This is a genomic window from Albirhodobacter sp. R86504, assembly GCF_042466415.1.
GTDB lineage: Bacteria > Pseudomonadota > Alphaproteobacteria > Rhodobacterales > Rhodobacteraceae > Albirhodobacter.
The window spans coordinates 445,374-459,426 of record NZ_JAXHCH010000002.1 but is presented as its reverse complement, the minus strand read 5'-3'; the positions used below and the strand labels follow the sequence as shown (position 1 = coordinate 459,426).

The following is a 14,053-nucleotide window of genomic DNA, read 5'->3' as shown; positions in this document are numbered from 1 at the left end:
ACCCAACCGAAATTTGGAACCGCGCGGAGCAATTCGCGCGGTTTTGCTATGCGGCGGGGGCGTGGTTTAACGATCATCTTCTGGTGCGCCGCCTCCCCCGCAGAACAGAGCAACGCGGGACGAATTGCACCCGTCGGCGCTTTGCGGCATGGTCACGGCAAATCCAAGCGTGAGGCACCACCTTGCCCCCAACCCAAAGCACATCGGATCACAACCCGCCGGAAATCACGCCACAGCTCTTGCTGTCAGGCTATGCGCAAGGCGTCTTTCCCATGGCGGAATCGCGTGACGACACCGAGCTGCATTGGTTTGAGCCGCGGCTGCGCGGGGTCATTCCGCTCAGAGGTCTGCATCTGTCGTCCTCGCTGCGCAAGGCGATCCGCCGCAATGATTATACTGTGCGGATCAACGGCAATTTTAGCGCCTGCGTGCAGGCCTGCGCTGCGCGCGACGAGACTTGGATCAACGCGGGTCTCGATACACTCTACAACGCCTTGCACATGGCTGGCTTTGCGCATTCGGTGGAAGTTTGGCGCAAGGAGGGCGCATCCGCCGAGCCAAGGATGGTGGGCGGTTTGTTCGGTGTCACTTTGGGCGGCGCGTTTTTTGGCGAGAGCATGTTTTCGACCGCCCGCAACACTTCGAAAATCGCCCTCGCCTATCTGATCCACCGCCTGAACGCGGCCGGTTTCAGCCTTTGCGACACGCAGTTTCTGACGCCGCATCTGGCGAGCCTTGGCGGCGTGGAGATCCCGCGCGGCGCTTACCGCGCGCAACTGGCTGTCGCGATCAAACGCAACGCCGCCTTCACCGCCCCCCTCACCCCGACGCCCGATGCATTGATCCTTGATCTGACGCGTTGGGCCACCGAGCCCGCGCAGCCATAAGAAAAGCCGCGCGGCATCCCTGCGGCGCGGCTCATATTCGGGACGAAGTTTACCCCGTCAGGGCGTATCGCAGCGCACAACCCAGACATCGTAGCGGTGATGATCCAAAGCCGACAGCGCCGGACTATCCGCAATCATCCACCCGTCAAACAGGCGAAGCCGCTGCACGTCGTCTTGGATTGTTAGGCTGGCATAGGCGTTGGAGGTGGGATCTTCCGACGGATAGCGGCAATCGTGCAAACTGATCGTGAGCTGTTTGAACGCAACTGTCTCGCCGCGTTTCAGATCAATATCATACGCCACGCCCGAAATTTTATCGAGCGCCCGCAGATGCGCGCCGTTCGCGCTCACTGCTGCGGCAAAACCCCCTGTGGCAAAACCGACAACCAAAGGCAGAACAAGGCCGAGCGTCCCGATCCGCATCACTGCGCCGCGCTATCGGTCTCGGACGATCCGCCGCCATCGACGAATTTCATCATCATCGAAATCACAGACACCGATCCTTGTGTGTCCTCAATCTCGTCGCCCGCCGCGTAGTTTTCCAGCGAGCCACCCGGTTGCAATTCGATGAAATTCCCGCCCAACAAGCCCTCGGATGACACCAAAGCAGCGCTGTCGGCAGGCAAGACCACACCTTCACGCACCGAGATCGTAGCATCCGCGAAATAGGTTTGCGGGTTGAGGCCAAGCGATGTCACCGTGCCGACTTTAACGCCCGCCAAGCGGACATCCGTACCAACGGTGACGCCCTCGACGGAACGGAACGAGGCTTTCAGCTCATAGCTGCCGCCCGATCCTGCGCCGCGCCCTTGCATCGACCAGCCCAAGAAGCCGACCGCAATCGCAAGAACCAAGGCACCGGTCAGGATTTCTGCACGATTTTCGCTCATTCCGGCTTCCACGCATCATAGTCGCTGCGCGCGACAGGGGTTGCGCGGTTCAAAGACCCCGCAGGCACGTAAGCGGCGGCGGTGCCGGTCAGGTTTTCCTGATGCGGCTGTTCCCATGCCTTGTGCACCAGCGGCTTTGCGACGGGCGTCTCATTCCAAGTGCGATGCAACCAGCCATGCCAATCCGGCGCAATCCGCGACGCTTCTGCCTCACCGTTGTAGATCACCCAGCGGCGCTTATCGTCGCGCGTGTGGTAATAGACGTTTCCTTGATCGTCTTCACCGACCTTGATGCCTTTACGCGCGGTCCAAAACTGGGTTGCGAGCGTCTGGCCGTTCCACCATGTCACGAGGCGAAGCAGGGATTTCATCGTCTATCCTTCCGCAGGGGCGTTTGCCCCCTTATAGCGTTTGGCTCTGCAAGGTCTAGGGGGACGTTGCCGCGCAATAGTTCAAATTGCGGTGGGCGCAGAGGTTTTTCTCGTCCCCGAGACCCCGCCTGATCCGGCGACGTGCCCTTCGCCGCAAACGCAGTTTGCGCAAGAAGCATTTTGACACGCCCCGCCATTGCTGCGTAAGCCTGAGGCGCGCAATGCCGCCCGATACCGCCCGACCGGAGCCTTTCATGCCCCTGCCTCTTGCCACTCCCGCGCCGAACCACCCCATGAGCCGCGAGGCCGCCTTTCGGTGGCACATAAAGTCGCAGGTCCATATCGGCGCACAGAAGGTGGATCTCGCATCTTCGCCCGTCGCGGCGTCAGGCGACCCCGGCCGGACAGTGGCGCAAACACTCCGCGCGCTGCATGCCGGTCTGCAGGACACCGCCCAAATCAGGGTATCCCCGCAGGGGGTGGAGTGTTTTCCCGCCCCCGCGCCCACCTTGCACTGCATGACCAGCGGATCGAGCGGCGCGGCAAAAACCATCCGCCGTAGCCACGCCTCATGGATCGCGAGCTTTAACATCAACCGAGAGATTTTCGTCCTCACCCCGACCGATCGCTACGCCGTTCTTGGCAGGCTGGAGAATTCCCTCGGCCTTTACGCCTTGTTGGAAGCCCTTCATATCGGCGCAGATGTCCATCTGCTTGCCGATCATCGCCCCGCCCGACAGATGCGGATAATCTCGGAGGCGGGCGTGACCCTCATTTACGCGACACCGACACAGCTTAGACTGTTGCTTCGTGCCGAGGCGCCACCGCCGCGAGGGGTGCGGCATATCCTGTGTGGCGGAGGGGTTCTGGATGAGCCACTGCGCGCGGAAATCCATCGCGCCCTCCCCGATGCGCAGCTTCATGAATTCTACGGCGCCTCCGAGACAAGCTTCATCACACTGTCGCGCCCGCAAACGCCTCGCGGGTCAGTCGGCCGCGCCTACGGGGCTGTGGACATAAAGATCGACGCCGTGGAGGGCGAGACCGGCGAGATTTGGGTGAAAAGCCCCTATCTGTTTGAGGGCTACGCCTCTGGGGAGAGCCCGCTGACGCGCTGGCGTGACGGGTATTTGAGTGTCGGAGAAATGGGTTGGCGCGATCCACAGGGCAATCTGTATCTGTCAGGGCGGAAAAATCGGATGGTCCTGATCGCAGATCAAAATGTCTTTCCCGAAGACATCGAGCGGTTCTTCCTTGCCCTCCCGCATATCACCCATTGCGCGGTCCTTCCCGTGTCAGATGGCCTGCGGGGGTCCCACCTGGTCGCCGTCGTCGACGGCGCGCCAGACCCCGCCTTGGCGGATGCATGGTTGGCCCAAGCGCGGGTGGCGTTCGGGCCCCTGATCGCGCCCAAACGCCTTATCGCCCTGCCGGATTTCCCCTGCCTTGGCGCCGGCAAGCCTGATCTCGTCCGCCTCGCGCAGATCGTCGCGCAAGAGACCCCTGCTTCAGTCTCGCGCGAGTGCCAACCGTGAGAGAGGTTCGCATCATCGCCGCCAAGCGCAGCGCAATCGTGCCACGTCACGGCGCGTTCGATGGGTTAGAGGCGCATGAAATCGCGGCGCCGGTGATCCGTGATCTGATCGCGCAAGGTCGGGCCACAGGCGGGGCCCATATTGACGCGGCTGAGATCGACGAGCTGATCCTGAGCAACGCACTCGGCGCGGGCGGAAACCCGGCGCGCGTCGCGGCGCTCGCGGCGGGCTTGCCCGAGCGGATCGCCGGGCTGACCCTTGATCGCCAATGTGCGGGCGGGCTCGACGCGATCCGGCTCGGGGCTGCGCTGATCGCGTCGAATATGGCGCAGGTGGTGATCGCGGGCGGCGCGGAAAGCTATTCGCGACGCCCGAACCGCGCGCGCCGCACTGACATGCCCGATGGGCGCACAAGCTATCAGCCCTATGAGCGCCCCCCTTTCGCCCCTTGGCCCCACGCCGACCCAGAGATGCATCACGCCGCGCAAACTCTTGCGCATGACATCTCGAAACACGATCAGGACGATTGGGCGATCGCCAGCCACGCAAAGGCACGCGCGGCGGCGGAGCTCATGCGCGCAGAAATAACGCCGATAAACGGCCTCGCGCATGATCCTTTCGCACGCGCGCTGACCCCGCGCATCGCCCTACGCGCACCGCTTTTGTGCCCCGAATTCGGACCATCCGCCTCCGTCAGCGCGGCCAATACCGCCGTTGCCGCAGACGGGGCGGCGTTTGTGTTGATGGTCGCAGGCACACATCCCGCCGCGCGCGAAGGCGTCACCTATCTCGGCGGGGCGACACTGGGCGGCGACCCCGGCATGCCCGGCCTTACGCCGATCGCCGCCATCAACGCGACACTCGCCGCCTCCGGTTTGCGCGCGATGGATCTGGACGTGGCCGAAATTATGGAAGCCTACGCGGTTCAGGCCATTGCTTGCGTGCGCGGTGCGGGACTTGACCCGTTGATCACAAATCTGGGCGGAGGAGCTTTGGCACGCGGCCACCCTATTGGGGCCTCTGGTGCGATCAATGCTGTGCGGTTGTTTTCGGCGTTACACCACCGACCGCGCGCAACAGGCGTCGCAGCGATCGCGGCGGCGGGCGGCATCGGCACCGCGATCTTGTTGGGCCGCTAGCCTTCAAACCCTTTAAAACTGGCGAAATCGGCCAAGGTGTCGCGCTCCGTTCGGACTGTGTTCACCGCAGAGTTCGGATCGGGCCGTCCTAACGCCAGCCCGCAAACCACCATCTCGCCCGCGCACAAAGCGAGGTGCTCCGCGATCAAATCACCGTAATTTGCCAAGGCCCCAATCCCACAGGTGCCATAGCCCAGATCGTCGGCCGCCAGTTGCAACGCCATCAACGACATGCCCAAATCCATAAAACAGCCATGCCCCATGTCGCGCGCAATCGTGACGATAATGCCCACTGGCGCATCGAAAAATGCGTAATTGCGATCGAACTGCGCACGCCGGCCGGCCAGATCGCGCTTCGACACGCCCAGTGCGTCGTAAAGCGCGAACCCCGCCGCCCGTTGCTTTGCCTTCAACGCGGGCGACATCGGTTGCGGAAAGTAACTATACTCACTGACCTGCGCGCGCTCCTCCGCGCTCGCCGCGATCAGTCGCCGCGACAGATCCCGCAGCGGGGCACCCGCGAGCACATGAAACTTTCCCGGTTGCAAGTTTGCACCGCTTGGCGCGCGGCGTGCGGCGATCAGGATCCGTGCCACATCCGATTGCGGCACGGCATCAGGCAGATATCCGCGTGTGGAGCGGCGCTGCTGCAACCGCTCCTCCACCAAAGATGTTTGCACGGGGGCCAAACGCCGACGCCCTTACCCGCGCGAGAGCACGCTGGCAGGACGCGCTTTATACAGCGCAGCCGTAATCGCGCCCGCAACAGCCGCCTTCAACAGATCGCCCGGAATGAAGGCCGCGCCCAGCATGGTCGCTTCCCAGATCGTTTTCTCCAGCATGATCGACATGCCGATCACACCCAGAACCGTCACGACCGCCGCCCCGGCACAGGCCGCAATGAAGGCGACCACGCCGAGAGACCCCCCGCGCCACGTTTCAACCACGAGGCCCGACACATATGCCGAAATCGGCCAGGCAATCAGATATCCGATCGAAGGCGATGCAAAGACACCCAAACCGCCACGCCCGCCCGACAAAAGCGGCAAACCGATCGCAACCAGCGTCAAGAACAACAGCACGGCCAACGCGCCACGCTTCGCGCCCAGCACCGTACCGCAGAGCATGATCCCAAGATTTTGAGCCGTGATCGGCACGCCGAACGACAAATCGAGCTTCGGAATCAGACCGAAAGCCGCGATAAGCGCCGCGAACAGCGCGACGAGGGAAAGATTACGTTCCAAAAGGAAGCCCCTTTAATTGTTAAGTCAGTTACAGGTTAACATGGCTGCGCCGGCCTGTGGCGAACGCTCTCCTCCACGCTTGTCGTCTATACCCCGCCGCGCGCCCGAAGCGCCTCCGCGACATATTCGGCGTCATCTATGGCCAGAATCACCATAGGCATCAAGATCCTCGGCGAAGGACGTCGCGGCGATCGCGCCCGCCAAGCCGACACCAGTTGCGCCCCCTTCATCGCCAGAACCGGCGTGAACCGGATCACCAGCGCGATTGAAATCTCCACTGCACGGGTCGAAAGACCCAGCCGCCGCAAGGGTGTTAGGGCCCAAGTCACAACCGCGACCAGATCGGTTAACCGTGTTGTCATCGTGACCAGTGTCGCAAGGCCAACCGCCGTCATCAGGCGCAACACAATGACCGCCCCCGCCGCCCATGTCCCCGCCAGCCCGTGCCAGACGAAAATAATGACGACAAACATCGTGAGCACCCGAAGCCCGCGCAGCCCCGCCATGAAGAACACGCGCCCCGGAATGGCGAATAAGATCATGCAAAGCGCGAGGCTAACCGCATGGCCGATCACGCTTTGCATCGCGAACAAACCCATTGTCGCCACGCACAGAGCCGCCAATTTTACGCCCGCAGGCCAGCGATGCGCCCGTGTTTCAATCGGGGAGGTCAGCGAGATCATCGGTCTCTCCTATCGCCACCATCGCCCCAGTGAACTCCTCAAGAACAGGGATCGCCGCGCCGTCGCGGCAGATCCGGCCGCCCTCAACCCAAAGCACCCGATCATACCCATCAAGCGCCGCCGGATCGTGGGTGATATGAATCACCTGCGCTTCAATCTCCGCGAGATAGCGCGACAGCCGCATTTTAAGCGGAATATCCAAGCCCGAAAACGGCTCATCAAGAATAATCACTGATGGCTTCATCGCCAGAATCGACATCAAACACACGAGTTGCTTTTGACCTTGCGAGAGTCGGTGAATGCCCGTTTTTTGCCACGCGCTGCGATCAAACCGCGCTAAGATCGCGTCAACGGTCTGTGCAACCTCCGCCTTGCTCTGCCCAAGCTGCGTGAGGCCAAAGGCGATTTCTTCTTCGACCGTCGGGAAGATAATTTGATGATCGGGGTTCTGAAACAAAATCCCAACCGACGTCAAAGCCGCCTTCCGGTCCGATGCCATATTCGCGCCACCGATATATACGCCACCCGACGTCGGAGCGATAAGCCCTGCAATCACACGCGCAAGGGTCGTTTTGCCAGACCCGTTTCGCCCGACAATGCCAACGCGACGCTCATCCGCGTCAAACGCGATGTTCGTGAGAATAGGCTTGCCGTCAATCGTGAGGCTCACATCCTTAACGCGCAGTTGCGGTATCATCTGATCGTCTTCGTCCTCAGGTTAGTTCGTGATTGGTGTCCCGTTTGTCGCCAGCCCGCAATCGATGCACCCCAACGCGATCACAAATGACGCAGGCTACAAAGCGCCAGCCGTGGTTGCACGGTTAAGCCATGGTGCGCAATCTCGCAAACTGAAATGGCCATCGCCTCGCCCCACTGCTTCGACTGCGCATAAAAAAGGCGGGCCAAACGACCCGCCTTTTAAAAACGTCTTGGACGCGATCAACCCGCCGTTTTCGGCTCTTTTTTCGCATCCGCATGGATCAACAAAGGCTTCGCTCCCGATGCCTTATCGACCGCCTCGTCGTTCACAACAACCTCCTCGACCAACTCAAGCCCTGGAAGTTCGAACATCGTATCGAGCAAGATGTCTTCCATGATCGACCGAAGGCCACGTGCGCCGGTTTTGCGCGCGATCGCCCGCTTCGCAATCGCCGTGAGCGCGTCTTCGGTAAAGGTCAACTTGACCCCCTCAATATCAAAGAGACGCTGATACTGCTTCACGAGCGCGTTCTTGGGCCCTGTCAAGATGGTGACAAGGGCGTCCTCGTCCAGATCCGTCAACGTCGCGAGGACTGGCAAACGGCCGACGAACTCGGGGATGAGGCCGAACTTCAACAGATCTTCCGGCTCCAGTTCCATGAACAATTCACCCACGCCGCGCGCATCAGGGTCTTTGACCTCTGCGCCAAAGCCCATGGCCGACCCTTTACCACGCTGCGCGATGATCCGGTCGAGACCGGCAAACGCGCCGCCGCAGATAAAGAGAATGTTCGTGGTATCCACTTGCAGGAATTCCTGCTGCGGATGCTTGCGACCACCTTGCGGAGGAACGCTCGCCACGGTGCCTTCCATGATCTTCAAGAGCGCCTGCTGCACGCCCTCGCCCGACACATCGCGGGTGATCGATGGGTTGTCCGATTTGCGCGTAATCTTATCAACTTCGTCGATATAGACGATGCCACGCTGCGCGCGTTCAACGTTATATTCGGAGGCCTGCAACAGTTTCAGGATGATGTTCTCGACATCCTCCCCCACGTAGCCCGCCTCGGTCAGCGTCGTCGCATCGGCCATCGTGAACGGAACATCCAAGATCCGCGCCAGCGTTTGCGCCAATAGCGTCTTGCCGCAACCCGTCGGGCCGATCAGCAAGATGTTGGATTTCGCCAATTCGATATCTGTTTTTGTGCCGTGATTCAGGCGCTTGTAGTGGTTATGCACCGCCACGGAGAGCACGCGCTTGGCATGTTCCTGACCGATGACATAATCATCCAGAACCTTGCAAATATCGCGCGGTGTCGGCACGCCGTCGGTGGATTTCAGCCCCGAGGATTTGGTCTCTTCGCGGATAATATCCATGCACAGCTCAACGCATTCATCACAGATGAATACGGTTGGCCCCGCGATGAGCTTGCGCACCTCGTGCTGACTCTTGCCGCAGAACGAGCAGTAAAGTGTGTTCTTGCTGTCCGAGCCGGAATTGTTCGCCATCGGTATCCTCTGCACTGCCCGACTTCGCCGAGCCCTAATAAATGCTGTCGTCGGGGTGAGCCTAGGCCAGCCCTTCCGTCACCACAATGTCAAAAATGCCCCGAGACCGTCCGCCGTTGCGGCGCATGTGACCTCGGGGCATCCCGATTACGTTCCCGGATTACTTGGCTCCGGGCTCTGCCGCCGCACGATTCTCAAGGATCTCATCGATGAGGCCCCAGTCTTTCGCCTGTTCGGCAGACATGAAGTTATCGCGCTCCAACGCTGCTTCCACCGTCTCGTAGTCATTGCCGGTGTGCTTGACGTAGATTTCGTTCAGACGGCGCTTGAGCTTTTGGGTCTCTTGCGCGTGGATCATGATATCCGTCGCCTGACCTTGGTAACCGCCCGAGGGCTGGTGAACCATGACGCGGGAATTTGGCAGCGAGAACCGCATGCCCTTCTCGCCCGCCTGCAACAGCAACGACCCCATCGAAGCCGCCTGCCCGATCACCAGTGTCGAGACTTTAGGCTTGATATATTGCATCGTGTCATAAATCGACAGGCCCGACGTCACAACACCGCCCGGCGAGTTGATATACATTGCGATCTCTTTCGACGGGTTCTCCGCCTCCAAGAACAGCAATTGCGCACAGATCAGCGTCGACATCCCGTCATGCACAGGGCCCGACAGGAAGATGATGCGCTCTTTGAGCAAGCGCGAGTAGATATCATAGGCACGTTCGCCACGGCTCGTCTGTTCGACGACCATCGGCACGAGCGTGTTCATATATGTCTCAAACGGATCTTTCATCGGCACTGCCCTCTCTTGGTCTTGCCACTCTTAGCCTCGGAGTCTTACCCGAGTTTTATTATCGCGCCCCCCCTACTGCAAGGGCACCCAAGAGAAGAACGTAACCGGAATTTATTTGAGCGCAATTAATTCGCGGTCACGATCTCTCAAGGTGTTGGCGCGGGGCGTCGGGCAAGGACGGCATTCGCCCCGCCGCAATCACGGTGCAGTCGCCCCCCTTTGCCTGACTGCGCGCGAATCAACTACCGACTCCGCATTGCCTAAAAAGCAGGCATTGTGCCCGCAGCCGTTCCCTCCCCCGCCGCACGAGCATATTTTGCCTGACGCGCCAACCACCCCGCCCCCGCCTCAGATCGCCCATGCGACGGCGCGCGTTTGCCATTCCCACGCGGGCGCCGTTAAAGCCGCTTGGCGAGGGCGCCCATAAATTCCCTTGCGTTTGCGCGGCTCCCCGCTGCGCGTTTGCCCGCAACACCCCCTTGCGTCCGCGCCGCATTCACGATCACATCACCCAAAAAAGGAAGGTTCCCATGTCACGTTACCCCCGCGATTTGCGCGGATACGGCGCAACCCCGCCCGATCCGCAATGGCCCAACGGCGCGCGCGTCGCGATTTCGCTGGTGTTGAATTTCGAGGAGGGCGGCGAGAATTGCATCTTGCACGGCGACGCGGCCTCCGAAGCCTTCTTGTCCGATATCGCGGGCGCCGCCCCCTGGCAGGGCAAACGTCATTGGAACATGGAATCGATCTACGATTACGGCGCCCGCGCGGGCTTTTGGCGTCTCCACCGCCTCTTTACCGGGCTTGATTTGCCGGTCACGATTTACGGTGTCGCGACCGCTCTCGCCCGCGCGCCCGAGCATGTACACGCGATGAAAGAGGCGGGATGGGAAATCGCCTCACATGGCCTCAAATGGGTTGAGCATCGCGACATGCCAGAGGCCGAGGAACGCGCCCAAATTGCGGAGGCCGTGCGCCTACACACGGAGGTCGTGGGAACGCGGCCGACGGGTTGGTATACGGGTCGCTGCTCCGAAAATACCGTTCGCCTCACCGCCGAAGAAGGCGGTTTTGATTGGATAGCAGATAGTTACGATGACGATCTTCCCTACTGGATTGAGGCAGGGGAGCGCGATCAGCTGGTCATCCCCTACACGCTAGAGGCCAATGACATGCGCTTTGCGACCGCGCCTGGCTACATTGAGGGCGAGCAATTCTTCACCTATCTCAAAGACACATTCGACACGCTTTACGCCGAGGGCGTTGAGGGCGCGCCGAAGATGTTTTCCGTCGGCCTGCACTGCCGGTTGATCGGGCGCGCAGGAAAAATCGCGGGCCTGAAGCGGTTCCTGACCTACGCGCGCCAACATGAGGGGGTTTGGTTCGCCACGCGCTCGCAAATCGCCGCGCATTGGGCCAAAACTCATCCTGCGAAACGGTTCGAACGCCCGAGCCGCCTCAGCCGCGACGCGTTCGTTGCACGCTTCGGCGCGATCTTTGAACACTCCGCCTGGATTGCTGAACGCGCCTATGATCTTGAACTGGGCCCCGCGCATGACAGCGCCATCGGCTTGCATAACGCGTTGGCGCGTATGTTCCGCAGCGCCTCCCCGTCCGAGCGCCTCGGCGTTCTCACCGCGCATCCCGATCTCGCGGGAAAACTTGCGGCCGCAAAACGCCTGACGGCAGAGAGCACGCACGAACAAGCCTCCGCTGGGCTCGATGCGCTCACGGATGCCGAGCGCGAGCGGTTCACCACGTTGAACACCGCCTATACCAAACGTTTCGGGCACCCCTTCATCATTGCCGTGCGCGACCACGACAAAGCAGGCATCTTGCGCGCGTTTGAGCACCGCCTCAACAACACCAAAGAGGCCGAATTCGATGCAGCCTGCCGGCAGGTGGAGCGTATCGCCCTTTTGCGACTGAAAGACATTCTCCCATGACCGATCGTTATTTCGCCCCGCAAGGCGGCCTGCCCCCGCAAACCGCGCTTCATACGGGCCGCGCCACCTTTAACGAGAGCTACGCGCTGATCCCGAAGGGGTGCTTTTCCGATATCGTGACCTCGCTATTGCCGCATTGGCACGCCACGAAAGCATGGATCATCGCCCGCCCGATGAGCGGCTTTTCCGAGACTTTTTCGCAATATGTTATGGAGGTCGCTGCGGGCGGCGGCTCGAAAACCCCCGACCTTGACCCCCATGCGCAAAGCGTTCTTTTCGTGACCCAAGGCGCGCTCCACCTCACGATTGACGGCAAGCCCCATGATCTGGTGTCGGGGGGATACGCCTACATCCCCGCCGGAACCGATTGGACCGTCGCGACATCACAAACCGCCACAGAGCCCGCGCGGTTCCACTGGATTCGCAAGCGGTATGTCAAAGTCGAAGGCATTGCGACGCCAGAGGCCTTCGTGACATCCGATCAGGACATCGCGCCCACCGCGATGCCCGACACCGAAGGCCGCTGGGCCACGACGCGCTTTGTCGACCCCCAAGACATGCGCCACGACATGCACGTGAATATCGTCACCTTCCAGCCCGGCGGTTTGATCCCGTTCGAGGAAACCCATGTCATGGAACACGGGCTTTATGTCTTGGAGGGGAAGGCCGTCTACCGCCTCAACCGCGATTGGGTCGAGGTGGAGGCCGGTGATTTCATGTGGCTGCGAGCCTATTGCCCGCAGGCGTGTTACGCGGGCGGGGCCCAACCGTTCCGCTATCTGCTCTATAAGGACGTCAACCGTCATGCGGACCTCGGCGGCGTCTTGCGCTAATGGCATCCCTCACCCGCGCCCTTTGAATGACAGGTGTCCCATGACCGACGAGTTGATCCTTGAGCCCCTCACGGCGAGCGCTTTCGCCCCTTACGGCGATGTGCTCGACGCCAGCGGCGAGCCTGACAAACTCATCAACGCCGGTTTTTGCGCACGCTTCCATAACCGCGCGCGGGTGGAATTTATCGACGGCGCGGCGGGCATCTCGATCTTTGAGGCGCAATGCCGCGCCCTGCCCTATGCTTTGACCTTACTCGAACGCCACCCTGAGGGCAGTCAGGCGTTCATCCCGATGTCACAAGACCCTTTCGCGGTCATCGTGGCGCAGGATGATCACGGCAAACCAGCGCATCCGCGCGCCTTCATCACCGCGCCAGGTCAGGGGGTGAACTACTTGCGGGGCGTGTGGCACGGGGTGCTGCTGCCGCTGTCGGGCACTGGACTGTTCGCCGTGGTGGACCGTATCGGCGATGGCGCCAATCTGGAGGAATACATCCTGCCCGCGCCGCTCATGGTGCGTGCGCCGTGACGCGACTGCCCCAAGTGAGGCCACTGCCCTAAAGCCGCGCCCTGATCAGTGATCGGACGGGTCTTTGCGCGGAGCTACATCTGCGCAATGAACTCCGGCGCGAAACTGTCTTGCAAATAGGCATATTGCGCGGCGTAGCGCTTTTGCAAAATCGCCTTGACCTCATCGGGCACCGGCAAGCCTTGCCCGCCGTGGACACGGTCGCTCGCGCGCGGATAAATCGCGGGCGGCAGGCCAAGGAAGGTTTCAACCTTGCGTAGGAACCCGTCAGGATCGGTCGCGATTTGCTTGAAAGGCATGAACAAGAGCTGGTCTTCTTTATAAACTCCCTGCCAGCGCGGGATGTAGGTTTTGTAATCGCCGCGATTATCAATCTCGGGGCGCTCAATCTCGGCAATCCAGTCGTCGATCGTCTTTGGCACGGTATTGCGCCGCCCGACCCCCATGCGGATCTGCGACACCGCGCGGCTCACGGGATCGCGCAAGATATAAATGATCTTGGCCTTGCCCAGCATCCGCTTGAAATGCTCAACCCCCTCGGGCGAAATGCACGAGTATTCCGGTGTCACATCCAACGCGAGCTTATCCTCGCCCGCGCGCTCCCAGATGCGGCCATACCAGCGCCGTGTGAACATATCGTCCCGCGTGAGCGAGCAGAGATAATCGAGATAATCCATCGAAAGATTGGATTCGTTCTCGACGTGATACCGAACGGCCGATTTGATTGACCGCATGATATGCCCGCGCGACCAGCGGTGACTATCCTCGCCGTAAATATGATCGAAGAAGTGCATTTCCTTGAAGGGCGGGACCCATACATCGGGACGCGCGCCAAAAACCGAATGAAACCAAGTCGTTCCTGCTTTTTGTGCGCCGATGCACAAAATATCCGGTTTCCGCATTCCATACCCCAAACGCATATCCAACACTCTATTTGATGAGTGATAACGGGGTTTTAAGCGCCGATCAACAAAGCGCTTGCCGCCTGCTCCTGA

General features: G+C 60.8%; 16 protein-coding genes. 6 read left to right on the top strand and 10 right to left on the bottom strand.

Annotated features, from left to right (window positions below):
- The first annotated feature begins 182 nt into the window (after nucleotides 1-182).
- Entirely contained in the window at nucleotides 183-887 is a 705-nt protein-coding gene (gene aat, locus SJY32_RS04275) for a leucyl/phenylalanyl-tRNA--protein transferase (protein WP_376871989.1), read from the top strand.
- Nucleotides 888-944: 57 nt separating this feature from the next.
- Here aat and SJY32_RS04270 read toward each other — a convergent pair whose 3' ends face one another.
- The 3 genes from SJY32_RS04270 to SJY32_RS04260 are packed head-to-tail and all read right to left on the bottom strand — an operon-like array spanning nucleotide 945 to nucleotide 2,148.
- Nucleotides 945-1,310, bottom strand: a complete 366-nt coding sequence (locus tag SJY32_RS04270; protein ID WP_376871986.1) for a DUF2155 domain-containing protein — start codon at nucleotides 1,308-1,310, stop codon at nucleotides 945-947.
- Complete coding sequence (locus SJY32_RS04265; RefSeq protein WP_376871984.1) at nucleotides 1,310-1,777, bottom strand: outer membrane lipid asymmetry maintenance protein MlaD; 468 nt, start codon at nucleotides 1,775-1,777, stop codon at nucleotides 1,310-1,312. The genes SJY32_RS04270 and SJY32_RS04265 overlap by 1 nt, the downstream gene beginning before the upstream one ends.
- A complete protein-coding gene (locus SJY32_RS04260) occupies nucleotides 1,774-2,148 on the bottom strand; it encodes an NADH:ubiquinone oxidoreductase subunit NDUFA12 (RefSeq protein WP_376871982.1) in 375 nt (124 codons plus the stop codon). The genes SJY32_RS04265 and SJY32_RS04260 overlap by 4 nt, the downstream gene beginning before the upstream one ends.
- Nucleotides 2,149-2,402: 254 nt before the next feature.
- Here SJY32_RS04260 and SJY32_RS04255 point away from each other — a divergent pair, with 254 nt between their 5' ends.
- Nucleotides 2,403-3,683, top strand: a complete 1,281-nt coding sequence (locus SJY32_RS04255) for an AMP-binding protein (RefSeq protein ID WP_376871980.1) — start codon at nucleotides 2,403-2,405, stop codon at nucleotides 3,681-3,683.
- On the top strand, nucleotides 3,680-4,822 hold the full coding sequence (locus SJY32_RS04250) for a thiolase family protein (RefSeq protein ID WP_376871978.1): 1,143 nt from the start codon (nucleotides 3,680-3,682) through the stop codon (nucleotides 4,820-4,822). Before SJY32_RS04255 ends, SJY32_RS04250 begins: the two co-directional genes overlap by 4 nt.
- On the opposite strand, the gene SJY32_RS04245 is transcribed toward SJY32_RS04250, so the two are convergent.
- From SJY32_RS04245 to SJY32_RS04220, 6 genes are all read right to left on the bottom strand, one after another.
- On the bottom strand, nucleotides 4,819-5,502 hold the full coding sequence (locus SJY32_RS04245; RefSeq protein ID WP_376877573.1) for a nitroreductase: 684 nt from the start codon (nucleotides 5,500-5,502) through the stop codon (nucleotides 4,819-4,821). The two genes, SJY32_RS04250 and SJY32_RS04245, sit on opposite strands and share 4 nt — an antisense overlap.
- 21 nt (nucleotides 5,503-5,523) lie before the next feature.
- A complete protein-coding gene (locus SJY32_RS04240) occupies nucleotides 5,524-6,066 on the bottom strand; it encodes a biotin transporter BioY (RefSeq protein WP_376871976.1) in 543 nt (180 codons plus the stop codon).
- A gap of 86 nt (nucleotides 6,067-6,152) precedes the next feature.
- The gene (locus tag SJY32_RS04235) at nucleotides 6,153-6,749 is read right to left on the bottom strand and encodes an energy-coupling factor transporter transmembrane component T family protein (RefSeq protein WP_376871973.1); all 597 of its coding nucleotides are present in this window, start codon (nucleotides 6,747-6,749) and stop codon (nucleotides 6,153-6,155) included.
- Complete coding sequence (locus SJY32_RS04230) at nucleotides 6,724-7,446, bottom strand: energy-coupling factor ABC transporter ATP-binding protein (protein WP_376871971.1); 723 nt, start codon at nucleotides 7,444-7,446, stop codon at nucleotides 6,724-6,726. Before SJY32_RS04230 ends, SJY32_RS04235 begins: the two co-directional genes overlap by 26 nt.
- A gap of 242 nt (nucleotides 7,447-7,688) precedes the next feature.
- The gene (clpX, locus tag SJY32_RS04225) at nucleotides 7,689-8,957 is read right to left on the bottom strand and encodes an ATP-dependent Clp protease ATP-binding subunit ClpX (RefSeq protein WP_376871968.1); all 1,269 of its coding nucleotides are present in this window, start codon (nucleotides 8,955-8,957) and stop codon (nucleotides 7,689-7,691) included.
- Nucleotides 8,958-9,117: 160 nt separating this feature from the next.
- Entirely contained in the window at nucleotides 9,118-9,750 is a 633-nt protein-coding gene (locus tag SJY32_RS04220; protein ID WP_376871965.1) for an ATP-dependent Clp protease proteolytic subunit, read from the bottom strand.
- A 530-nt stretch (nucleotides 9,751-10,280) separates the two neighbouring features.
- Here SJY32_RS04220 and puuE point away from each other — a divergent pair.
- Genes puuE through SJY32_RS04205 form a run of 3 tightly spaced genes read left to right on the top strand, consistent with a single transcriptional unit; the run spans nucleotide 10,281 to nucleotide 13,058 of the window.
- Complete coding sequence (puuE, locus tag SJY32_RS04215; RefSeq protein ID WP_376871963.1) at nucleotides 10,281-11,696, top strand: allantoinase PuuE; 1,416 nt, start codon at nucleotides 10,281-10,283, stop codon at nucleotides 11,694-11,696.
- Nucleotides 11,693-12,529 (top strand): bifunctional allantoicase/(S)-ureidoglycine aminohydrolase, encoded by an 837-nt coding sequence (locus tag SJY32_RS04210; RefSeq protein ID WP_376871961.1) that lies wholly within the window; start codon nucleotides 11,693-11,695, stop codon nucleotides 12,527-12,529. The genes puuE and SJY32_RS04210 overlap by 4 nt, the downstream gene beginning before the upstream one ends.
- A 40-nt stretch (nucleotides 12,530-12,569) precedes the next feature.
- Nucleotides 12,570-13,058: an ureidoglycolate lyase gene (locus SJY32_RS04205; protein WP_376871958.1), complete on the top strand. Its 489-nt coding sequence runs from the start codon at nucleotides 12,570-12,572 to the stop codon at nucleotides 13,056-13,058.
- 74 nt (nucleotides 13,059-13,132) lie between these two features.
- Here SJY32_RS04205 and SJY32_RS04200 read toward each other — a convergent pair whose 3' ends face one another.
- Nucleotides 13,133-13,960 carry a sulfotransferase family protein gene (locus SJY32_RS04200; protein WP_376871955.1) on the bottom strand — a complete coding sequence of 276 codons (828 nt, stop codon included), beginning with the start codon at nucleotides 13,958-13,960 and terminating at the stop codon, nucleotides 13,133-13,135.
- Nucleotides 13,961-14,053 lie beyond the last annotated feature (93 nt).